The following is a 21,284-nucleotide window of genomic DNA, read 5'->3' as shown; positions in this document are numbered from 1 at the left end:
CGGGCTTCGCTGTCGGGGTCACGCGCTACTCTCGCGCCATGACACCGGACCTCTACGCGCGCCCCGCCGACTACGCCGTGCCCACGAGCTGGGATCTCGGCGACGACGCCGAGTACGTCGCCGAGCAGACCTGGCAACTCGCGTTGCGCGGAGAGAATCAGCTGGATCAGTACCTGGACCTGTTCGACGACGAACTCGACACCGCGAAGGTCTCCTCGGCGGAGGCGGCCGCGTGGTTCACCTCGGTGATCGAGGCCCGCCGCGACCAGCAGGCACGCTGGGGCCTCCCGCTCCCGCAGACGTCACTGGAACGCGCGTTCGCCGCACTCGCCGGGATCGGCGTCGTCGCCCGCGGCGACTTCACCTGCTGCGGCACCTGCGGCGCGGCGGAGATCGCCGACGAGCGCGACGACACCCGGACGTGGCGTGGCTACGTGTTCTTCCACATGCAGGACACCGACGGGATCTTCGCCGACCGCACCACGTATCTCAACTACGGGATCTTTCTGCCGGCCTACTTCGAGCAGGCCGAATGGGAGAGCATGACCGACGCGCAACGGGACGAGTCGTATGCGGCGCGGACCCTCGCACTGATGAACGACGAGGTGGTTCCGCTGCTGACGCAGCACGGAATCGGCGTCGAATGGAACGGAAGCCTGGACACCCGGATCAAACTGACCGGCGTCGACTCCCTGGCTCCGATGAACGCACCGGCCTGAGACCGGTTCGACGACGGGGCCGCCGACTCAGGCCGGGAGACGCCCCTCCGCCACATCGAGCACCCACCGGGGTGGCTCCTTACCTTCGAGGCGGTCGATCTTGACGACGATCTGGGCGCTCTTGCGGCGTGCGGCCGGCGTGCTGCCGAACAGCACATCCTCCGACTCAGCGCGCTGCCGTGCGCTTGCTTCAAGATCCCACATGTCAATGCCCTCTCCGCTCGCCATTCTGCCCGATCCCGGGATGCATCACCAGCACCCGGATGACTCCCCATTCGCTCCGAGTCGCCAGCGATGAATCAAGCAACTCGGTGAGCACATCGAGTCCGAGCAACTGCCGCCCACGGTCGTCAGTGGCGTACGCCTGTTCCACCGCCCACTCGTAGCGTTTCCACCATTCACTCCGGGAGTCGTACTCCGCGCGCTGGGCACGATCGCGTTCCTCGGATCGTTGCCGCTGCCAGAGCGTCGCCAGTACACCGGCGGTGGCCGACACACCGAGTATCAGGGTGACCCACACCTGCGCGTTCACGACCGGCCGCCCCGCGCCAGCCGCCAGGTCCCGGCGGCGGTCTCGACGAGTCCCCGCACTTCCAGCATCGCCAGCGCGACACGGACCTCGTCGGCGGGCCGGGCGGCGGCGACGGCGATCTCGTCGACCGTGCGGCCGGCGCGGGCGGGCAGCGCCTCGAGCACCTCGAACTGAGCGGGCGGCAGGCCGTCCGTCGGGCGTGGCGGTGCCGGAACGTGACTGTCGTGCCCGTCCACCTCGACCAGGGCCAGCACCGATGCCGCGTCGAACACCAGGGCCGCGTCGCCGTCGGCGATCATCTGGTGACAGCCGACCGAGGTCGCCGAGGTGACCGGACCGGGCACCGCCCCGAGCGGCCGGCCGAGATGCCGCGCCCATGCCGCGGTGTTCGCCGCACCCGAACGACGGCCCGCCTCGACCACCACGAGCGCCCCGGACAGTGCCGCCACCAACCGGTTCCGGGTGAGGAAGCGGTGCTTGGCGGCGGTCGTGCCGGGCGGGTACTCGGTGATCAGCAGTCCGTGCGACGCGATCTCGGCGAGCAATCTGTGGTGTCCGGCCGGATAGTCGCGGTCGATACCGCAGGCCAGCACCGCGAGCGTCGGGCCGCCCGCGCCGAGCGCGCCCCGGTGCGCGGCGCCGTCGATTCCGTAGGCCCCGCCGGAGACCACCGTCCAGCCCTGTGCGGCGAGGTCCCCGCCGAGCCGGCCCGCCACGTGATCGCCGTACGACGACGACGCCCGCGCCCCCACCACGCCGATCGCCGACTGCGTGAACGACTCCAGCGGCCGCGCGCCCCGGACCCACAGGGCCAGCGGGGTGCCGCCGCGCGCCGCCGTGCTCGCGGTGTCCAGGGCGAGCAGTGACCAGGCGGGCCACTCGTCGTCGTCGCGCGTGACGAGCCTGGCGCCGAGCCGCGCGGCGGTATCGAGGTCGGCGGCGCCGCGGTCCACCGCGGCCCGGGCGGCGGTGGCGGTCCGCACCGCCGCATGGCGCGCGGGCAGACTCTGGGCCTTCACCATCCGCGCCGTCTCGACGGCGCCGTGCCGGGCGACCAGCGCGATCAACGGCGCGCAGGGCGGTTCGGCCACCGCCGACAGGTACGCCCAGGCCCGTCGCTCGGCCTCGTCGGGCGTGCTCACCGGAACTCCCGATCGCGGTACATCAGCGCCTGGGCGACGTCGTCGGGCCCGGGCCGCTCCCCCGCGCGCAGGTCACACAGGGTCCACGCCAGCCGTAAAGCGCGGTCCGCACCGCGGGCCGTCACCCGGCCCTCGCGCAGAAAACGCTCGATCGGCGCCAGCGTCTCACGGGCCAGCGGGAAGTCCTGGCGCAGGGCACTGCCCGGTACCTCGGCGTTGGTGAGCCATCCGCGTTCACGCCATCGTTCCCGGGCCCGGGTGCGCGCCTGGGCCACCCGTTGCGCGACGGTCGCGCTCGGCTCCCCGCGCGCGCTGAGCAGCATGGTGCTGCCGGGTGGTTCCATCTGCACGCGGATGTCGATGCGGTCCATCAGTGGACCGGACAGCTTACCGAGGTAGCGGCGCCGGACGATCGACGTGCAGACGCAGTCGACGTCGTGCGCCGGCGCGCACGGACACGGGTTGGCGGCGAGCAGCAGCAGGAACCGCGACGGGTAGACGGCGTCGCCGTCGCGGCGGCTGATCTTGACGCGGCCCTCCTCCAGCGGCTGGCGCAGGCCGTCGAGCACCTTCGGCCCCATCTCGGCGCACTCGTCCAGGAACAGCACCCCGCGGTGGGCGCGAGAGACGGCCCCGGGGCGCGCCATCCCGGTGCCGCCGCCGAGCAGCGCCGTCATCGACAGGCCGTGGTGCGGGGCGACGAACGGCGGGACGGTGATCAGCGGGTGGTGCGGCGGCAGCGTCCCGGCGATCGAGTGGATCGCGGTCACCTCCAGTGCCTCGGCGGGCTCCAGCGGCGGCAGGATTCCCGGAATCCGGGAAGCGAGCATCGTCTTCCCGATACCCGGCGGCCCGGTCATCAGGACATGGTGGCCGCCGGCCGCGGCCACCTCGAGGGCGTGCCGGGCCTGCGCCTGCCCCACCACGTCGGCCATGTCGGGCACCGGCGGCGGGCACCCGGCGTCACCGGATTCGACGGCGTCGAGGGCGGCCTCGCCGGAGAGCCAGGCCACCACGTGCGAGAGCGACTGCGCCCCGCCGATGTCCAGTCCCTCGACCAGGGCCGCCTCCCGCGTGTTCGCCACCGGGACGACGGCCCGCCGGAAGCCGGCGTCGTGCGCAGCGAGCAGCAGTGGCAGTACCCCGCGGACCGGTCGCACCCGGCCGTCGAGCGCGAGCTCGCCGAGGAATACGGTCGTCTCGAGCGAGACCTCCGTGGCGAGTCCGTCGGCGATCAGCACGGCCAGCGCCATCCCGAGGTCGAAGCCCGAACCCTCCTTGCGGGTCTGCGCCGGTGCCAGCGCGATCGTGACCTTCATCTCCGGCCACTTGAACCCGGAGTTCACGACGGCCGCGCGCACCCGGTCCTTCGCCTCGCGCAGCGATCCGTCCACGCTGCCGCTGATCGTCACGCCCGGCAGTCCGGAGGCGATGTTGCCCTGGATCTCGATCGGCGCGGCGACGATCCCGGCCAGTCCCATCGAATGCACGTTGCCCACGACTCGCATGACTCCGCCTTCAGTCCACGAGCCCGGTGTGATGGGTCAGCCGCGCGAGTGACCGATCGCCGGGCCGGTCGAGATCGAGCTGGATCGAGACGACGTCGAACCGGATGATCTCCCACCACGGCGCCCCCGGCGGTTGCGCGGCGAGCCACTGCCGCGCCAGCAGCCGCATCCGCCGCAGCTTGTCGGCGGTCACCGCGGCCACCGGATCGGTGAAGGTCCGCGATGCCCGCGTCTTCACCTCGACGATCACCAGCGTGGTCCCGTCCGCGGCGATCAGATCGAGCTCGCCGTACCGCGTCCGCCAGTTCCGGTCCAGGATCCGCCACCCCAGCCCGGCGACATGGTCCGCGGCCAGATCCTCACCGAGCCGACCCACTTGTCCACGCCGGTCGCGGCGCTCTGCGATTTCCCCCATGGATCGAGGATGAGGCCGGCCACCGGCCCTGTCACCACCGATGCGTGCGGCCCTGTGGACAACGATGGTTGTCCACAGGGCCGCACCTCACCCCCTTGACGGCCCGCGAACAGTGCTATCCGTGCGTGAGCTCCAGGTAACACCCGAGCTGAATCGACGGCACGGCACAGTCCCAGTAGCCGTTCGGCTTGTCGACATCGAAGTTCACGGTCCAGCCGCCGTTCAGCGCGGCCAGCGGGATCATGCTGAACGGCGTCCGGGCGTCATCGGTCTTGCCGGTCTTCCCGTCGACCACCACCCGTTGCTTCCCCGATGCCGCGCTCTCCTCGGTCAGATAGAGGTCGTAGCCGTAGATGGAGAGTCCGTTGATGTTCAGGTTCGCCGCGTCGTCACCCTTGAGATCGACCAGAATCTTCCCGGTGGTCAGGTCGTAAGTCGCGAACTCGGGGATCTGCGTGCCGCCGCCGGCGGGCGATCGCGCGCCCCACACCGCGAGCATTTTCTCCCCCACCGTCATCGATCCCAGACTCGGCACCGTCGCCAGAACTTTCCCCGCCGGATCGATGATGTCGGCAGTTCCGCAGTTTGTCCCGTTCTCGCAGTGATGCTGGAAATATGTCGTACCGCGCAGCGGTGTGAATTCGTACGTGCCCTGCGCGATCACCTTCCCGGTGCGCAGGTCTACGAGTCCGTCGGACCCACCGGAGATGCGCGACATCGGCGCGGTGTCAGACATGTATCCGTCATCGTATGGGTGCTCGAAGTGTCCGTCGCGGCCCCGGGTGTCCCACAGCGGATGCAGGTCGGCCAGTGACAGCACGCGATCATACGTCGACTCGCCATCCCCGCCTGCTCCCGCCACCAGCACCGTCGACGGCGAGGCGTACAGGGTCATCTGGCATTGCTTGCCCGATTCGCTGTAGATGTCACGTTGCGCGACGACCTTGCCATCCGGGATCGAGATCACCGCCAGATCGCAGTGCGGGCGCTCCGAGTTCAGACCGCTGCCTGGCGTGGAATTGGATCGCAGGACGGCGATCACGGGGTGCTCGGGAGTCCCGCCGAGATCGCATGACACTTGGGTGTATGAGCTGTCGCCCGGGGCCTGCGGCGGCATTGAGATCGACGTGAAGTCCCCGGTCTTGGGCAAGAACGTCTTGATCACACCGTTCTGATCCTTGCGTTCAACGCGCGGATAGCAGCCGCTGACGAACTGCCCCCATTTCACTACCCGGTCGCCCTTCATCGGCTCCCCTGAATCGACGGCGACCGACGCAGGCACCGCCGAGGTGCTCGTTTCCCCGGTGGTCGTATGCTGGACCGCCGTGGAACCGGACTTGACCGCGGTCCCGGACTGCGCCCCGCCGCACGCCGTCACACCGACTGCGAGCACCACCGCCCCCAGCAGACTCCCGGCGACCCGGGCCTGCATTCGAACTCCAGACCGTGATCCCAACGATTTCCACACACTATTCACGGGCGAATCCTATCGCCGGAACGAGGCCGGGTATGTACACCGAACCGACGAACACAACCACCCGATTCAGAGAAACAGCACAATCCGGATCGACCGCAGCTGACCCTACGGCTCGTCGGGCAGACGCAGTTCGGCGCGCTCGAGTTCCTCGATGTTCACGTCCTTGAACGTCACCACCCGGACCTGCTTCACAAAGCGCGCCGGCCGGTACATGTCCCACACCCAGGCGTCGGTCAGGTGGATCTCGAAGTAGACCTCGCCCTCGTTGTTTCGCGGGATCAGGTTGACGCCGTTGGCCAGGTAGAACCGCCGCTCGGTCTCGACGACGTAGGAGAACTGGCCGACCAGGTCCTTGTACTCGCGGTACAGGGACAGCTCCATCTCGGCTTCGTACTTCTCAAGGTCCTCAGCGCTCATTCGACAAGCCTATCGCGGACGTTTCGGTACGACATCCGGTGCACCGGCGACGGTCCGAGCCGGTCCAGACACGCCATGTGGTGGGCCGTGCTGTAGCCCTTGTGGACGGCGAAATCGTAGCCGGTGTGCACGTCGTCGAGCCCGGCCATGATCCGGTCGCGCGTCACCTTCGCCAGGATCGACGCGCCCGCGATGCACGCCGCGCTGGCGTCGCCGCCGATGACCGGGAGCGACGGCGCGGTCAGCCCGGGTACCCCGAAGCCGTCGGACAGCACATAACCGGGCCGCACCGGCAGGCCGGCGACGGCCTGCCGCATGCCGCGGATGTTGGCGACGTGGATACCGATCCGGTCGATCTCATCCGCCTCAATCACCACGACGCTGGTGGCGACCGCGTAGCGGTGCACCGCGTCGTACAGCCGGTCCCGGGTGGCGGGACTGAGCTTCTTGGAGTCGTCCAGGTCGGCCAGCGATTTGAGCTGCGTCGGCCCCAGGATGCACGCGGCCACCACCAGCGGCCCGGCGCAGGCCCCGCGCCCGGCTTCGTCGACCCCGGCGACCGGCCCGAGACCGGACCGGTCGAGGGTGAACTCCAGGGTGCGCAGCGCCGCGGCCCGGCGGACCGTCGTGCGCGGTGGCCAGCGGGTGGCCGACACGGTCGCCACCACTCGCCTACTGCGGATCGACCGCGTCGACACCGCCGAACCGGGAGAACGGATAGATGATGAAGCGGACCTTGCCGCGGATGTCCTTGACCGGCACCGTGCCGTGGAACTCGTCGTCCATGTGGTACCGGGAGTCGGCCGAATCCGAGCGGTTGTCGCCCATCACCCAGACGTTGCCCTTCGGCACGGTGACCGGCCCGAAGTCATCGCCGTAACAGCTGCCCCCGCCGGTGCCGTCATCGGTGTACTGCGCGTTCTGCAGGTTCTTGTCGATGTACGGCTCGCGCAGCGACTTACCGTTGACCGTCACACCCTTGCCGTCCGCCGCGTGGCATTCCACGGTCTGCCCCTCGGTGGCGATCACCCGTTTGACCAGGTTGTTCTCATTCGGCGGCGACAGGGCGAACCAGGACAGCACGTCCTGGATCTTGTGGATCACCGGATTGCCCGAGCGCGGCGAATTCCAGCCGCGATCCCACGAATCGCTCGGTGCCTTGAAGACGACGACGTCGCCCGGCTTCGGATCGGAGAACCGATAGCTGATCTTGTCGACGACGATACGGTCGTTGGTGCAGCCGGTGCAGCCGTGCAGGGTCGGTTCCATCGACTCGCTCGGCACCACGTACTGCCTGAAGAAGAAGGTGTTCACCACGAACATCAGAGCCAGCACGATGCCGATGACGATGGCGATCTCGCGGAGGAGCCCGCCCTTGCGGCCGGCCTCCTTCTGGTTCTCTTCGTTGTCCCGGTCGCTGACGGTCTCGGCGGCGGCGGTCCCATCGTTGACGGCCTGGGCATCGTCCGCCCGGTCACCGGCCGGCCGCCGCTCCGCGCGCCCCGACGGTGGCACCTCATCCGGGGACCGATCACCGGGTCCGCTGTTGCCGCCCTCGAAGTCGCTCACGAGAAACCAGGTTAGCGCGGGTCCGCTCGATGCGTGTAAACGCTACGCTGCGGCCATCCGTCCGGGCCACAGACACCGGCGACCAGGATCCGCAAGGCCTCGTTCACCGTCGCAGCGAGGATCTCCTCCGGATCGCCCTCGAATTCTCGCCGTTCTGCACTGACCTCGCCGCGGTCGTAGACACCGAACCACACGATGCCCGGCGATTCCTCCTGACCTTCCGGACCCGCCTCCCCGGTCACAGCGACGACGATGTCGGCGCCCAGCAGCGCGGCCGTACGACTCGCCATCTGTCTGGCGGCGATCTGCGACACCACCGGGCCTGCGGGTACGGCGAGAAGTTCGTGCTTGACATCACGGTGATAGGCGACGATTCCGCCACGGAACCACTCGCCCGATGTGGGCGCACGACTCAAGTGAGCCGCGAGGTTGCCACCGGTGAGAGATTCGGCGACGGCGATCCGGCGCTCTCCGACGCCGTCAGCAAGTATGCGACAGAGCTCCCGGACGTCGGCGTCGGTGGGCAGTCGGCTTTCTGGCCGCGCCGCCTCGCCGGTATCAGACGAGCCAGCCGGCGTCCTCATGCGGCCACCGTCATTCCCGCCGGGCCGACGCTCCACCGATCGAGGCATACTGGCTCTTCGCCTTTCAGAGTGCGTTGATGTGTTCGGCGAGCTGACCGGAGTGCAGGAGGGATCGCAAGATGTAGTGGTCGAGGTTGCGGAAGCCCTGGGCGATTCCGCGGAGGTGTTCGAGGCGGCCGTTGATGGCTTCGACGGGTCCGTTGGAGACTCCGGTATCGAAGTAGGCCAGGATGTCGGCGCGGCGTTTCCAGAGACTTCGCCCGAGTTGGGCGAGTTCGGCTAGCCCGGCGGGGAGTCCGGTCTGGATGCGTTTGAGGACCTTCCACATCAGTTTCTTGCCCTCGCGGCGCTGCGGGTGCTGGTAGGCGGCGATCAGCTGCTGATACACCTGGTAGGTGATCTCGACCGCGACGTGCGCGTCATGGCTGGTCAGCGACTCGTACAACCGGATCTTCTGCTTGGCGGTGAGCAACCCGGTACGGGTGTGCAGGATCCGGCGGATCGTGTACAACGGGTCACCGGCGCGTCCGCGGTGCCCGCATGTCTGCTGCTGAACGCGTTGGCGGCACAGATCGAGCTTGTTTCCGGCCAGCGCGACGACGTGGAACGGGTCCATCACGACCCGGGCGGCGGGGAGTTCCTGGCTGGTGGCGGTCTTGTAGCCGGTGAATCCGTCCATGGCCACGACTGTGATCCGGTCGCGGAATCGCTGGTCACGAGTGTTCATCCAGTCTTTGAGGACCTGCGCTGACCGGCCGCCGATCATGTCCAGCAGCCGAGCCGGGCCGGTGCCCTCGACCACGGGCGTCAAGTCGATCAGAACGGTCACGAAGCTCGGGTCTCCTTGTCCGCGAACGTGTTTCCACTTGTGCTCATCGACGCCCAGGTGCCGTACACCGTCGAGGTGGCCGCCGTCGTAGACCAGGGCCCGGGCCGCACTCACGGCGATCGCGTTGACTGTCTTCCACGCCAGGCCCAGCGCTGTGGCCACCGCTTTCACGCTCATCTTGTCGATCGCGATGCGTTGCAGGATCCAGCGTGTGGTCCGGGCGGTGACCACGGCCCGGGGCGCGGCGACATGATCGATCCCGCCGCGGAAGATCGTTCGTGGGCAGTCGCTGGTACGGCACACGAACCGGGGCACCGCGACATGCAGAACAACAGGATGGCCGCTGATCGGCACATCAGTGAGCACGCGGTCGGCGTGATCACGCAGGTCGCCGGCGATCTGACAGCCCGGACAATGCCGATCGGCCTGCAGCACCCGGCACCACAAGTGCGTGCGGCCGCGGGCATCGACAGCGGCGCCGGTGATCGTCACCCCCAGCTCGACGGTTCGGCAGATCGTGTCAGCAACATCGGCAGTAAGCTCGCTCATGGGTCCTGTGGCGTGAAAATGGGTGTGTAGGAACTTCCATCTTCACACCCAGGACCCGCCTACATCTTGTGCCCACGCCCGGTCAGCCCAGATCCCACCTACGCACTCTCAGAGTTGAAGAGCCGGCATACTTCGGCTGAGACCCGCGGGAGGTTTGACGCGCCTCCGATGCGGGTACTCCTCGCGCCATGGCATCCCTGTGGACGTACGGTGAAGGCTCCGCTCCGGACACTGAAAAGCCGCCGCCCGATCTCAACGGCCGCCGGTACGACCATGTGGTCCTGGGCGGCGGCCTGACCGGCTTGACCACCGCGCTGCTGCTCGCATGCGCCGGACGCAGTGTGGCCGTGATCGAGGCACGGCACCTCGGCGCCGGCGCGACCGGGAACACCACCGGCAAGGTATCGCTGTTGCAGGGCACGAGGCTGTCGTCGATCGGTCGGCACCACGGCCCGGAGGCGGTGCGGCATTACGTCGAGGCCAACCGTCAGGGCCACGAGTGGTTGCTGCACTACTGCGAGCGGCATGACGTCACGGTACAGCGTGCGACGGCGGTGACCTATGCATGCAGCGTCACCGGCGCCGAGAAGGCCGGGCAGGAGTACCGGGCCTGCCGTGCCGCCGGCCTCGATGTGTTTCGAGCGAGTTGCCCGGCACTGCCCTTCCCGGTCCGCACGGCCGTACACCTCGCGGACCAGGCGCAGATCGATCCGCTGCCGTTGCTGCGGACCGTGGCGCAGGACATCGCCGGGCACGGCGGCACCGTCGCCGAAGGCGTCCGGGCACGACGCGTGAGCCTGCGTGGTGACGACTATCGGATAGATACCGAGGCCGGCATACTTTCCGCGGGTTCGGTCGTGCTCGCCACCGGCACGCCCGTCCTCTCCCGTGGGGGATTCTTCGCCCGGCTCTCCGCGCACCGTTCGTATGCGGCCGCGTTCACCGTCTCCGGTGTCATCCCCGGCGACATGTACCTGGGAGTCGACGATCCGACGGTGTCGCTCCGGACGGCTCCGCGCCCGGGACACCCCGACGAGACCGTTCTTCTCGTCGGTGGTTTCGGCCACGATGTGGGCCGGACACAATCGGAACGACGACACGCCGACGATCTGATCGCGTGGACGCGGCACTGGTTCCCGTCTGCGCAGCCGATCGCGCGCTGGTCCGCACAGGACTACGAATCCATCGATGAACTGCCCTACGTGGGCCCGATTCTCCCCGGCGATGAGTCCCTCCTCGTCGCGACCGGCTTCGCCAAGTGGGGCATGACGAATGGCGTCGCCGCCGCGCTCGCCCTGTCCGGGATCCTATTGGGTGATCGACGGCCGTGGGCGGACAGTCTCCGGCCGTGGCGCCACGCAGAATTGGCGTCGATCCCCTCGGCGGCCCGTGTCAACGCCAAGGCCGGCCTCAGCCTGTTGCGCGGCTACGCCCGGTTGATCGGGACGGTCGACCAACATCCGCGGGAGGGCTCGGGATCGATCGGACGTGACGGAATCGGTCCGCGTGGTGTGTGCACGGTCGCCGGGGAGACATCGTCTGTGGTCCCGGTGTGTACCCATCTGTTCGGCGCCTTGCACTGGAACGACGCCGAGCACACGTGGGACTGCCCATTGCACGGTTCTCGGTTCGATCGCCGCGGAGACGTTCTCGAGGGGCCCGCGACACGGCCGCTGCCGCCCAGGTGACGGGTGCCCCGCGCTCGCCCCCGTGAGTCAAGGCCGGAGAACGACTTTGACGTAGCCGTCGGCCTTGGCCTGGAACTTCGCATACGCGCCCGGAGCTTCGGCGAGCGGCAACTCGTGGGAAGCGAAGCCGTCGACCCCCAACGGATCCTCGTCGGTGAGCAGCGGCATGATCGCGCCGGTCCACCTCTTCACGTTCGCCTGTCCCATCCGGATCTGGACCTGCTTGTCGAAAAGCTTGAACATGGGTACCGGATCGAGCGCACCGCCGTAGACGCCGGAGACGGACACCGTCCCTCCTCGCCGGACGACGTCGAAGGCGGTGTGTAGCGCCGACATGCGATCGACTCCGAATCTCCCGTCGACCCAGCGGCCGACGGCGTCCGGGAGCATTCGGGCGGCGTGTTGCACGGATTTCGTCATTGGCGAGCCGTGCGCCTCCATGCCGACCGCGTCGATCACGGCATCCGTTCCCCTGCCTGATGTCTTGTCTCTGATCGATGCGACGACATCGTCCTGGCACGACACGGTCTACAGACCACGCGATCGCGCGCGGGCCAGACGCTCCGGCACCCGTTCGACACCGATCACCCGGACGCCGCGATGTGCAGCGATCCGCGCGGCCATATCACCGATCGGGCCGAGGCCGATGACGGCAAGCGAACCGCCTTCGGGGATATCGGCATACTCGACCGCCTGCCACGCGGTCGGCAGCACGTCGGAGAGATAGCCGAATCTGCTGTCGGGCGGCCGGGTCGTCGCGATGATCGAGTGCCGTTCATGCCCGTCGAGCAAGTACATCGTCCCCGGCGCGAGCGAATACGTGCGGTGATTGTCGTGGTCGACCAGAGCCCCGTAACCGTCGATCAGCCAGACGGCCTCGATGTAGTCGGGATAGTGCAGCGGCGTCTCGGTGTTCGGTTCGACGGTGGTCTCATGGTATGAGAAGCCGACGTCGTCGTCGGACAGGATGATGCGTTTGGACACCCAGTTCTCCCCGTTCGTCTGGCGATCGGTACCGGTGATCTCCTCTGTCGTTCGGACGATCATGGAATCTTCCTCTCGGTGGTAGCGATGAAATCGAGCAACTGGCCGACGGCCCGTCGGCCTTCCGGGATCGGCTGCATGATCCAGTTGTGGAACATTCCGGGGTACTCGTGCAGATCCACTTCGACGCCGGCCGCGTCACCGAGACTCTTGATACGGCGAGCGTCCGGCAGCAGGATGTCGCGATCGCCGATGAACACCGTCACCGGCGGCGAGCCACCGAGGTCGCCGAACGCGGGACTCACCACGGGATCGTCGAGCGCACGCTGCCCCGCGAACCATCGTCCCGCCTGCCGCAGGCCGTCGACTCCGAGTTCCGGGTCCACCGGATCGATCTCCCGTGACAGGGAGTCATCGGTGGCGAGGTCGATCCACGGTGACAACAGTGCGATCCCGGCGGGTTGTCCGAGATTCTGCTCGCGCAGATGCCGGGTCAGCAGGAGCGCGAGCGTACCGCCGGCCGAGTCGCCGATGACGAGCCGGTCCCTCGGGTCGGTTCCGGCCATCGTCCGCTGATAGGCCTGCTCGACCATCGGCACGATGGTCGAATGGTCGTGACGAGGCGCGGCAAGGTGTATCGGCAGCCGAGACGATCGACGAGGCGAGCGGCGAACCGCCAGTGGTGCGGCTCCGGCGACTCGACGAATCCCCCTCCATGCATGTGGAAGACATGCAGATCCGAGCGGATTCCGCGCCGCGGCGACACCGTGTAACAGGCGTGGCCGTGTATTGCCGAGTGCTCGATCCGGTAGCGGCGCTCCATCCAGTTCGGCGGCCGTGCTCGGCGCGGCGACTGGTGCGCGGGCGACCGTCTGCGCATGGTGACGGGGTCGGCGTAGAACCGGCTGCTGCGTTGCAGATGCAGCCGCAGGATGAACAGCTTCGCACGGGCGGAGACCATGGGATGCCTATCCGTCGGCGAATTCTTCAACGATCGTGGCACAGAAGGCGGGCAGATCGGCCGGACCTCTGCTGGACACCAACGTCCCGTCAACGACCACCTCGCCGTCGACCACGTCGCCGCCCGCATTCCGGATGTCGGTGCGAACGCTCGGGTAGCTGGTCAGGGTTCGCCCCGCGACGACGTTCGCTTCGACGAGCGTCCACGGCCCGTGGCAGATCACCCCGGTCGGTCTGTCCGCGCGCATACACCCTCGTACGAAGTCGACGGCGCGCGCGTCCTGCCGGAGCTTATCGGGGTTGGTCGTCCCGCCGGGAAGAAGCAGGGCGTCGAAGTCCGCGACCGAGACGTCCGCGACCGCCCGGTCCACGTGGAATCGGCCCGCCGGTTCCACATCGTTGTTCATGGCCTGGATCGCGCCGAGCCGCAGCGATACCAGAACGGTGCGCGCGCCCGCCCTGTCGACCGCGTCGCGCGGTTGCGTCAACTCCACCTCTTCGACGCCGTCGGTGGCGAGGATCGCGACGACTGCTCCATCGAGCGGCCGGCCTGGCGGGGTCTGGTTCGCCGAATTCCGGTACCGGGGGCCGGGGGTTGTCATGCCGTCTCCTCTCGGCGGTGGTCACTGCACTCTTCCGGAGTAGCCTGTCGCAGCACCGGTGAAACATCGACCGGCTCTGTCGGCACGCTCGCCACTCAGGCGGCGATGCGAAAAGCCCCGGAACCGTTGATTCCGGGGCTCTTCGAAGAGCTGTCAGATCAGCCCGCTCAACCTGATTCGCACTCCGGCCTTGGAGCAGGCGATCAGGTATGCAGCGTCTGCGCAGGTCAGCGCTTTTCCTTGATCTTCGCTGCCTTCCCGCGCAGGTCGCGCAGGTAGTACAGCTTGGCGCGGCGCACGTCGCCGCGGGTCAGGACGTCGATCTTGGCGATGTTGGGGCTGTGCACCGGGAAGGTGCGCTCCACGCCCACGCCGAACGACACCTTGCGCACGGTGAAGGTCTCGCGGATGCCGCCGCCCTGGCGACGGATCACAGCGCCCTTGAACACCTGGATGCGCTCCTTGGAGCCCTCGATGACCTTCACGTGGACGTCGACGGTGTCGCCGGGAGCGAACTCCGGGATGTCGTCGCGGAGGGACTGCTTGTCGAGGAAGTCGAGGGTGTTCATGGTGGATCCAATCGGTGAGTGGTGCAGAGGAACCTGGCGCCCCGATCGTGGCGAAGCCGCGCGGGGACCGACCGGTTCGTGCCCGAGTCAATGGTCGATGCCCACCGGGAGCGGGCAACAGCGCTCTATTCTGCCAGACGACGCCGCGCCGGTGAAATCGCCGTGTCAGAGGGTGAAGTCGAGATCCTGGCCGTCGCGGTCCCTGGTCGGCGTGCCCGGCGCGGGAGCGGCGTCCCCGGCGGCGACGGCCGTCTCGCCCAGCACCGCTGGTCCGGCCAGCGGTAACGGGCCGATCAGGCCGACCGCCTCGTGCACCGAGAGCAGGTAGTCCGGTGTCCGCCGCTTGTCGTCCTCCCGGGCGCCGCCGCGCCCGGCCGCCGGGGACATCGGCGACGACCCGTTCCGGCCGCCCGGTCCTCCGGTACCCGGCCCGGCCACCGGCGGTGCCGTCCGTGAGGGAGCCGCCGGCGACAACGGCGAGGTGGACGGCACCGGCCCGCCGCCGCGCGGCAGCGCCCCGGAACCGGGTGGAACGGCCGGTACCGGCGGGACGACGACGGGTACCGCACGACCCCCGCCGCCGACCGGCGCGGGACGACCCCCGGCGGGCGGCCCCGAGGTGACCGGCCGCGTGCCCGGCGGCACCGAACCGGCCGGGGGCGCGGTGGTCCGCGTGCCGCCGCGCCGGTCAGGTCCGGGCGCCCCGCCGGCCGGGGCTGGAGTGTTCTCCGATCGCGGGGACGGCGTGGGGTCTCCGCCGCCCCGGTGCACACCGGTGCCGGGCGTGACCGCGGCCTTGCGTTCCAGGTCCCCGGCGGTGGGCGCCGGGGCCGCGGGCGCCGTGCCGGCCGGGACCACGGTCGCGGGCGACGGTGCGGCGCCGCCCGCATCGGGCACCGCGGCGGCGGGCCCGAGTCCGCGTACCGGTGGCGGCGCGGCCGGGTGCAGCCCGTCCGCGTGCCCGCCGATCGGTTCGCTGTAGACCCCGGTCATCAGGGACGACACCGAGGCCTTGGTGACGAATTCGGGTTGCCCGGTGCGGTTCCCGAACGCCCAGAGAGCCACGATCTGTGCCCGCGATGCGGTCGACATCATGAGCGCCTGCGCACCGCTGGTGAGGGCACCGTGGGCGGGTTCGAGTCCCTGGGCCGCGCCCTGGACCTGATCGCCGAGGCTCAGCCCGGCCGTATCGGCACCGACTGCTCCGTCTCCCGCCAGCCCGTCGACCTGGGAGAATCTACCGGCCAGCCGGCCGGCGATCTGACCGGCGGCCGACGCGATTCTGGCGAGTTCGGCGCCGTCCGCGGCCGCGCCACCCGGATCCATCGAATCGAGGCGGCCCAGCACGGCGCCGAGTTCGACGAACCAATCGGAGCGCGGTGTCATGACGGTTAGACGCAGCGGGCGTCCGTCCGGTTCCATGACACGCGGTCTCAGAGCAGATCGGGGCGACGCTCGCGGGTTCGTTCGAGGGACTGCTCGTGCCGCCAGGCGGCGACCTTCGCGTGGTCGCCGGAGAGCAGTACCGGCGGCACCTCCAGGTCGCGCCACACCTTCGGGCGCGTATAGCTCGGGCCCTCCAGCAGGCCGTCGGAGAAGGAGTCCTCCCGGTGCGACTGCGGATTCCCGATCACGCCGGGGATCAGCCGCGTGGTGGCCTCGACCATGGCGAGCACCGCGACCTCACCGCCGATCAGCACGAAGTCGCCCAGGGACACCTCTTCGACGCGGACACGCAGCGCGGCGTCGTCGAACACCCGTTGGTCGATGCCCTCGTAGCGGCCGCACGCGAACACCAGATGTTCCTCGGTGCTCCACCGCTCCGCGGTCGCCTGGGTGAACGGCACGCCGGCCGGGGTCGGCACCACGAGCAGTGCCTCGTCGGGGCACACTGCGTCGAGCGCCGGACCCCAGACCTCGGGTTTCATCACCATGCCGGGGCCGCCGCCGTACGGCTGGTCGTCGACGCTGCGGTGGACGTCGTGCGTCCATTCCCGCAGGTCGTGAATGCCGATCTGGAGAACGCCGGCGTCGATGGCCTTACCGAGCAGCGCGACCCGCATCGGGTCCAGATATTCCGGGAAGATGGTGACGACGTCGATCCGCACGCCGCTACCCCGCGCTTCCCGAGCCTGTCGCTTCGCCCTCGGAGCCTGTCGCCTCGCCCCCTGAGCCTGTCGAAGGGTCAAGCAGTCCCTCGGGCGGATCGACCACGACGCCCTCACGGCTCACCGTCGGCACGATCTGAGTCACGAACGGGATCAGGACCTCGGCGCCCGCGGGCGTCATCACCGACAGGATCTCGCCGCCGGGCAGATGCAGGACGTCGGCGATCTCGCCGACCGCGTCACCGTCGACCGTGCTGACCGGCAGGCCGATCAGCTCGTGGTCGTAGAACTCGTCCGGGTCGTCGCCGGAGTCGACGTCGGCCGCGTCGATCAGGAACAGCGTGCCGCGCAGCGCGTCACCGGCGGTGCGATCGCCGACGCCCGCCAGGGACACGAGCAGCCGCCCGGCATGAGGCCGGGCGGCTGTCACCGTGTAGTTCTTCTCGCCGCCGCCCTTGGGGGCGCGGCCGCGCAGCACCGTGCCCACGGCGAAACGCTCGCCGGGGTCGTCGGTGCGCACATCGACGACGAGTTCACCGCGCACACCGTGGGTTTTGGCCACACGGCCGATCACCAGATCCATCGACGGTGTCCTCGCGAGCCGGTCAGCGGTCGGTGTCGACGATGTCGACGCGCATCCCGCGGCCGCCGACGCCGGCGACCAGGGTCCGCAGCGCGGTGGCGGTCCGGCCGTTGCGGCCGATCACCTTGCCGAGGTCCTCCGGGTTCACGTGCACCTCGATCATCCGGCCGCGACGGCCGGTGATGAGCTCGACGCGCACGTCGTCGGGATTGGCGACGATGCCGCGCACCAGGTGCTCGACGGCGTCGGCAATGACGGCACTCACTTGTCGTCGCCCGCCAGGGCCTCGGCGACCTTCTCGACGACCTCTTCGGCCTTCTCGACCGCGGCCTCGACGGCCTCTTCGACCTTCTCCGCGACCTCTTCGACGGCACCCTTCTTGGCGGGCTTCTTCTTGGCGGTGGTGGCCTCGGCGACCGGCTCGTTGTCGGCGGCGGCCAGCGCGGCGGCGAACAGCTCCTGCTTGGTCGGCTTCGGCTCGGCGACCTTCAGGGTGCCCTCGGCGCCCGGCAGGCCCTTGAACTTCTGCCAGTCACCGGTCACCTTGAGCAGGTTCAGGACGGCGTCGGTCGGCTGGGCGCCGACACCGAGCCAGTACTGCGCGCGCTCGGAGTCGATCACGATCAGCGAGGGCTCTTCCTTCGGGTGGTACTTGCCGATGGTCTCGATGGCACGACCGTCACGACGGGTGCGGGCATCGGCGACGACGACGCGGTACTGGGGGTTGCGGATCTTGCCGAGACGGGTGAGCTTGATCTTGACAGCCATGTGAAATCCTTCATGTCACAGCGCAATTCAGCGATCCGCACGGGAGTGGCGGATCCGGTTTTGCGATCTCTTACGGGGTGACCGCCGGTCGGCCGTGGCCGGTTCCGGCGAACCAACCGGCCATTCTGCCAGAGAGTTCATGGCGGCCCAAAATCCTCCGGCCAGCGACCGCGCAAGATCGGTAGCGACCGCTCACGCAATGGGGCGCGCAACCCATTTCCCGACCCGCGACCGCGGCCTAACGTTCGGATCCAGTCAAACAATCAACCCCAGGAGTGCCCGATGAAGACTGCCCAGAAGATCCGTATGGCGATCGCCGGAGCGACGGTGGCGGTGGCCGCCGTGGCGGGAACCGCCCAGGCCGCAGGCGACGCGTCGGCGCGAGTCCCCGAGGGCGCCTACAACTTCAGTATGACGCCGTTCTACGGCGGGCCGCCCACGAGCCGGGCGGTCATCGTGATCAAGGGCAACACGGCCACCTGGCATTACGGCAACCAGCGCACGCGCCAGCGCTTCGTCCACACCCCACGCGGCGGATACATCGACGACGGCGCCGGCTCGCGATACGTGCTCAACCGGACGGGCCGCGGTGTCTACCAGGGACCGGCGTACGGCTTCGGTATCCCGGTCGGACACGCCGTCGCCCGGCTCCGGCGTTGACCGCTCGCGTTCGGTAACCCGTCCACCTCGCTGGCAGAACCAGCGCGACCACTCGATACCGAAGGACGCCATTGATGGCTACCACTTCCGCCAATTCCATCCCGCGCTTTCTTGCCGTGGCCGGGCACGTGCTCGGTTCGTTCTCTGCACTGGATAGCTTCGTCGCCGCGCTGGATGAGGCGGGCACCGCGACCGTCGCGGCGCTGGTCGTCCCGCACGGGCGATCATTCGCGATCGAAGAGGGGCTCATCGTCGACGGGACCGTGGTGACGCCCGCGGCCGTCGCCGCCGCCACGGCGGCGGCGGATCCACAGTCCCTCCCAGCGCTCACGGCATTGGCCGCCGCAGACGGTCCGGCGCAGATCGGAGCACTCGCCCAGGCCCAGCTGTTCGGGGCCTTGCAGAATCTCCCCGTCGAACAGGCCGGGACGTTCCTCGATGCGCTCGGCGCGGTTCCCTCGCCGGGAATCGACGAGGTCGTGGCGCTGATCGCCGCGCCGGTGCACGCACCGGCGGGGCGTCGCCGAGCGATCCCGAGTCCGCTCCTCGTGGCGGCGGGCATCGCCGGTCTGCTGGCCGTCGCGCTCATCGGATTCCTGGTTCTCCACGGCGGCGGGGACCACTCCAGCGCGGCACCGGGCAGCACCACCGCGGTCGACACCGTCACCGAGACCACCACCACGACCGACGTCGCGATGACCATCCCAGAAGCAGCCGAATCCACCACTGAACCCGACTACACCGCGAGCGGAAACGTCACCATCGAAGCCGGGGACAACTACTGCGTCGTGTACTCGGACAAGCTCATGTGCGACATCGGTGGCCGTGAGCTCACCAACGAGCTTCCCGGCTGCGACGACCACACGGGACCGATCGGCGCGAACACTTCCGCAGCGACGGGAACCAGACTCATCTGGAGTTCGTCGCCGACGTGCGTGACCGCACCGTCGGACCTTCCCACCGTCAGCGACCGGATCACGCTCGATCGCCGGCAGACCGTGCTGCTGACGGTCGGCAACGACAAGGTCCGGTGCACGCGCTTCCGCGACGATCTGGTCTGCGTCAACGAGGCCTCAGAGGACGACGGCTTCGAAATCGACGAGGTGGGGTGGGTGGAAGCACCGCTCAGCTGACTGGGTATCCCGACCACTTCGCCGACCTGCACCCAACCCGACCCCCAAGGACATTGCTGTGACCGACCCACATCGCCGATTCTCATTCGCCGAGCAATACGACGCACCTCCCACCTCACCCATCCCCGACAGCGCCCAGCCCCCGTCGGGACCACCTGCCGGACCACCGCCGGACCCGTTCGCGGCGGCGCCCGCGCATTACGGGGCCGGCGATCGCGCCACCGCGGCACCGGTGCGGGTCCGCCCGGGCTACGTCACCGCTTCGGTGGTCCTTCAGCAGATCGGCAATATCACCCTGTTCGTGCTCGGCCTCCTCACCGTGGCCGCCGGGGTGATGTGGAAGAACTCGCCGTCGTTCCGCGCATCGACGCCGATTCAGAACCTGCTCCAGGAGTATCAGGACCGGCTCAGCGGCGACGACATCGAATCGATCGTCGCCATCGCCATCGCCATCGGCACGGTGCTGGCACTGCTCGGACTCGGGTTAATCGTCGTCTCCACGGCGGTGGGCCGCGGCCGCAACTGGGCCCGCATCGTCGCCACGATCATCGCAGCCCTGCTCGGGATCGTCGGAATCACCAGCGTGCTCCCCTTCGTGTGGTCGGCGCTGATCGTCGTGGGCATGTGGCTTCCGGGGACCAGCGAGTTCTTCGCCGAAACCGTGACCCGCCGGGCACCGCGATACTCCGGCTCCGCCGAACGCCCGGACGTGACTAATGGCTGGTCGTGAGCAATCGGTCGATCGCCACCAGATCCGCTGGCGTGACCACCTTGGTCGCCATCGCCCACTCGGCGAGGTCGGCGCGGCGGGTCGAGGCGGGCCGACCCCCATCGGCGAGCAGCCCCGGGACCCCGGCTTCACCGAGCTTGAGGCACAGGTAGTCAAGCTTGCGGCCGACCTTGGCAGTCGACCAGCCCAGCCGCTCCGCGATCTCGCCCGTCGACGGAATGGCCGAAAGGCTGACCCCGGCGTTGCGCAGCATCGGCTCACACAGGGCGAGGAGGAGCTGGATCTGCTCGGCGTTCAGGGCGCCGGGGCCGTCGGTGGTGGTGCCATCGAGAAGTTCGGCCACCTCCGGCTGAGGTCGCGGCGACAGGTCGACGAACAGGGCCAGTTCATAGGTGGTTTCCCCCGCATCGAAGACCAGTCGGGTCTCCTCGCGGTTCACCACCATCGTGTCACCGGGGCCGAGGATGTGACTGAGCCCCGCCGCCGGGCTCGATACCCGCACCGGTATCCACTGACCGACGTTTTCCATCCACCACATGCGGTCGTGCCAGAAGACCGTCAGCAGCCGGCGGTGCAGGCGAGGGTTGTGATCGAGCCGTAGGTCACCCAGCCGGCCGATGGTGAATACCCGGTCCCGCCCGATCGGCAGCACTGTGCCCGCCAGATCGTCGATTCGTGTCCCCTGCACGGTCATCTCTCGACCTCCCTCGCGCCAGGCTATCACCTGACGACCCAGTCGCTTTTATGCTCAACCTATC

The 21,284-nt window shown here is 68.9% G+C and carries 25 protein-coding genes and 1 pseudogene; 5 read left to right on the top strand and 21 right to left on the bottom strand.

The window, feature by feature from the left end; translation table 11 throughout:
* Positions 1 to 38: 38 nt before the first annotated feature.
* Positions 39 to 719 carry a DUF6891 domain-containing protein gene (locus MYK68_RS08675; protein WP_247867514.1) on the top strand — a complete coding sequence of 227 codons (681 nt, stop codon included), beginning with the start codon at positions 39 to 41 and terminating at the stop codon, positions 717 to 719.
* Between the two features lie 27 nt (positions 720 to 746).
* Here MYK68_RS08675 and MYK68_RS08670 read toward each other — a convergent pair whose 3' ends face one another.
* The 11 genes from MYK68_RS08670 to MYK68_RS08620 form a co-directional block, all read right to left on the bottom strand.
* Positions 747 to 923, bottom strand: coding sequence for a hypothetical protein (locus MYK68_RS08670; RefSeq protein ID WP_247867513.1), 177 nt, complete (start codon positions 921 to 923; stop codon positions 747 to 749).
* A 1-nt stretch (position 924) separates the two neighbouring features.
* Entirely contained in the window at positions 925 to 1,251 is a 327-nt protein-coding gene (locus tag MYK68_RS08665; protein ID WP_247867512.1) for a hypothetical protein, read from the bottom strand.
* A complete protein-coding gene (gene dprA / locus MYK68_RS08660) occupies positions 1,248 to 2,393 on the bottom strand; it encodes a DNA-processing protein DprA (protein WP_247867511.1) in 1,146 nt (381 codons plus the stop codon). The genes MYK68_RS08665 and dprA overlap by 4 nt, the downstream gene beginning before the upstream one ends.
* Positions 2,390 to 3,874, bottom strand: coding sequence for a YifB family Mg chelatase-like AAA ATPase (locus tag MYK68_RS08655; RefSeq protein ID WP_502798329.1), 1,485 nt, complete (start codon positions 3,872 to 3,874; stop codon positions 2,390 to 2,392). Before MYK68_RS08655 ends, dprA begins: the two co-directional genes overlap by 4 nt.
* 37 nt (positions 3,875 to 3,911) lie before the next feature.
* Positions 3,912 to 4,316, bottom strand: a complete 405-nt coding sequence (locus tag MYK68_RS08650; RefSeq protein WP_247867509.1) for a YraN family protein — start codon at positions 4,314 to 4,316, stop codon at positions 3,912 to 3,914.
* Between the two features lie 115 nt (positions 4,317 to 4,431).
* Positions 4,432 to 5,598 (bottom strand): hypothetical protein, encoded by a 1,167-nt coding sequence (locus tag MYK68_RS08645; RefSeq protein ID WP_247867508.1) that lies wholly within the window; start codon positions 5,596 to 5,598, stop codon positions 4,432 to 4,434.
* A 300-nt stretch (positions 5,599 to 5,898) separates the two neighbouring features.
* Entirely contained in the window at positions 5,899 to 6,210 is a 312-nt protein-coding gene (locus MYK68_RS08640; protein WP_247867507.1) for a DUF2469 domain-containing protein, read from the bottom strand.
* On the bottom strand, positions 6,207 to 6,866 hold the full coding sequence (locus MYK68_RS08635; protein WP_247867982.1) for a ribonuclease HII: 660 nt from the start codon (positions 6,864 to 6,866) through the stop codon (positions 6,207 to 6,209). The genes MYK68_RS08640 and MYK68_RS08635 overlap by 4 nt, the downstream gene beginning before the upstream one ends.
* Positions 6,867 to 6,882: 16 nt before the next feature.
* Positions 6,883 to 7,725, bottom strand: a complete 843-nt coding sequence (gene lepB / locus MYK68_RS08630; RefSeq protein WP_502798328.1) for a signal peptidase I — start codon at positions 7,723 to 7,725, stop codon at positions 6,883 to 6,885.
* A gap of 65 nt (positions 7,726 to 7,790) precedes the next feature.
* Positions 7,791 to 8,363 carry a CinA family protein gene (locus MYK68_RS08625; RefSeq protein WP_247867505.1) on the bottom strand — a complete coding sequence of 191 codons (573 nt, stop codon included), beginning with the start codon at positions 8,361 to 8,363 and terminating at the stop codon, positions 7,791 to 7,793.
* A gap of 64 nt (positions 8,364 to 8,427) precedes the next feature.
* Positions 8,428 to 9,741 (bottom strand): ISL3 family transposase, encoded by a 1,314-nt coding sequence (locus tag MYK68_RS08620; RefSeq protein ID WP_247864711.1) that lies wholly within the window; start codon positions 9,739 to 9,741, stop codon positions 8,428 to 8,430.
* 188 nt (positions 9,742 to 9,929) lie between these two features.
* Between MYK68_RS08620 and MYK68_RS08615 the strand changes: the two genes are divergently transcribed.
* A complete protein-coding gene (locus MYK68_RS08615) occupies positions 9,930 to 11,429 on the top strand; it encodes an FAD-dependent oxidoreductase (protein WP_247867504.1) in 1,500 nt (499 codons plus the stop codon).
* A 27-nt stretch (positions 11,430 to 11,456) separates the two neighbouring features.
* On the opposite strand, the pseudogene MYK68_RS08610 reads toward MYK68_RS08615, so the two are convergent.
* The 9 genes and pseudogenes from MYK68_RS08610 to rpsP all read right to left on the bottom strand — a co-directional run bounded on the left by MYK68_RS08610 (position 11,457) and on the right by rpsP (position 18,003).
* Positions 11,457 to 12,476: pseudogene (locus MYK68_RS08610) on the bottom strand (ectoine synthase).
* Positions 12,473 to 13,006, bottom strand: a complete 534-nt coding sequence (locus tag MYK68_RS08600; RefSeq protein ID WP_247867503.1) for an alpha/beta hydrolase fold domain-containing protein — start codon at positions 13,004 to 13,006, stop codon at positions 12,473 to 12,475. The pseudogene MYK68_RS08610 and the gene MYK68_RS08600 overlap by 4 nt, the downstream one beginning before the upstream one ends.
* Positions 13,007 to 13,381: 375 nt before the next feature.
* Positions 13,382 to 13,975, bottom strand: coding sequence for a type 1 glutamine amidotransferase domain-containing protein (locus tag MYK68_RS08595; protein ID WP_247867502.1), 594 nt, complete (start codon positions 13,973 to 13,975; stop codon positions 13,382 to 13,384).
* A 227-nt stretch (positions 13,976 to 14,202) separates the two neighbouring features.
* Positions 14,203 to 14,544, bottom strand: coding sequence for a 50S ribosomal protein L19 (rplS, locus tag MYK68_RS08590; RefSeq protein WP_247867501.1), 342 nt, complete (start codon positions 14,542 to 14,544; stop codon positions 14,203 to 14,205).
* A 165-nt stretch (positions 14,545 to 14,709) separates the two neighbouring features.
* Positions 14,710 to 15,930 (bottom strand): hypothetical protein, encoded by a 1,221-nt coding sequence (locus MYK68_RS08585; RefSeq protein WP_247867500.1) that lies wholly within the window; start codon positions 15,928 to 15,930, stop codon positions 14,710 to 14,712.
* A gap of 47 nt (positions 15,931 to 15,977) precedes the next feature.
* The gene (gene trmD, locus MYK68_RS08580) at positions 15,978 to 16,652 is read right to left on the bottom strand and encodes a tRNA (guanosine(37)-N1)-methyltransferase TrmD (RefSeq protein WP_247867499.1); all 675 of its coding nucleotides are present in this window, start codon (positions 16,650 to 16,652) and stop codon (positions 15,978 to 15,980) included.
* 4 nt (positions 16,653 to 16,656) lie between these two features.
* Entirely contained in the window at positions 16,657 to 17,235 is a 579-nt protein-coding gene (gene rimM / locus MYK68_RS08575) for a ribosome maturation factor RimM (RefSeq protein WP_247867498.1), read from the bottom strand.
* Between the two features lie 22 nt (positions 17,236 to 17,257).
* Complete coding sequence (locus MYK68_RS08570; RefSeq protein WP_247867497.1) at positions 17,258 to 17,500, bottom strand: RNA-binding protein; 243 nt, start codon at positions 17,498 to 17,500, stop codon at positions 17,258 to 17,260.
* A complete protein-coding gene (gene rpsP, locus MYK68_RS08565; protein ID WP_247867496.1) occupies positions 17,497 to 18,003 on the bottom strand; it encodes a 30S ribosomal protein S16 in 507 nt (168 codons plus the stop codon). The genes MYK68_RS08570 and rpsP overlap by 4 nt, the downstream gene beginning before the upstream one ends.
* Positions 18,004 to 18,285: 282 nt before the next feature.
* Here rpsP and MYK68_RS08560 point away from each other — a divergent pair, with 282 nt between their 5' ends.
* The 3 genes from MYK68_RS08560 to MYK68_RS08550 all read left to right on the top strand — a co-directional run bounded on the left by MYK68_RS08560 (position 18,286) and on the right by MYK68_RS08550 (position 20,526).
* The gene (locus MYK68_RS08560; protein ID WP_247867495.1) at positions 18,286 to 18,663 is read left to right on the top strand and encodes a hypothetical protein; all 378 of its coding nucleotides are present in this window, start codon (positions 18,286 to 18,288) and stop codon (positions 18,661 to 18,663) included.
* 74 nt (positions 18,664 to 18,737) lie between these two features.
* Positions 18,738 to 19,796 carry a hypothetical protein gene (locus MYK68_RS08555; RefSeq protein WP_247867494.1) on the top strand — a complete coding sequence of 353 codons (1,059 nt, stop codon included), beginning with the start codon at positions 18,738 to 18,740 and terminating at the stop codon, positions 19,794 to 19,796.
* Positions 19,797 to 19,854: 58 nt separating this feature from the next.
* Positions 19,855 to 20,526 carry a hypothetical protein gene (locus MYK68_RS08550; protein ID WP_247867493.1) on the top strand — a complete coding sequence of 224 codons (672 nt, stop codon included), beginning with the start codon at positions 19,855 to 19,857 and terminating at the stop codon, positions 20,524 to 20,526.
* On the opposite strand, the gene MYK68_RS08545 is transcribed toward MYK68_RS08550, so the two are convergent.
* On the bottom strand, positions 20,510 to 21,220 hold the full coding sequence (locus MYK68_RS08545; protein ID WP_247867492.1) for a hypothetical protein: 711 nt from the start codon (positions 21,218 to 21,220) through the stop codon (positions 20,510 to 20,512). The two genes, MYK68_RS08550 and MYK68_RS08545, sit on opposite strands and share 17 nt — an antisense overlap.
* Between the last annotated feature and the right edge of the window lie 64 nt (positions 21,221 to 21,284).

It is taken from the genome of Gordonia sp. PP30, assembly GCF_023100845.1.
In the GTDB taxonomy this organism is placed as follows: Bacteria; Actinomycetota; Actinomycetes; order Mycobacteriales; family Mycobacteriaceae; genus Gordonia.
The sequence above is the reverse complement of the archived record's forward strand: the minus strand, read 5'-3'. Positions and strand labels throughout refer to the sequence as shown.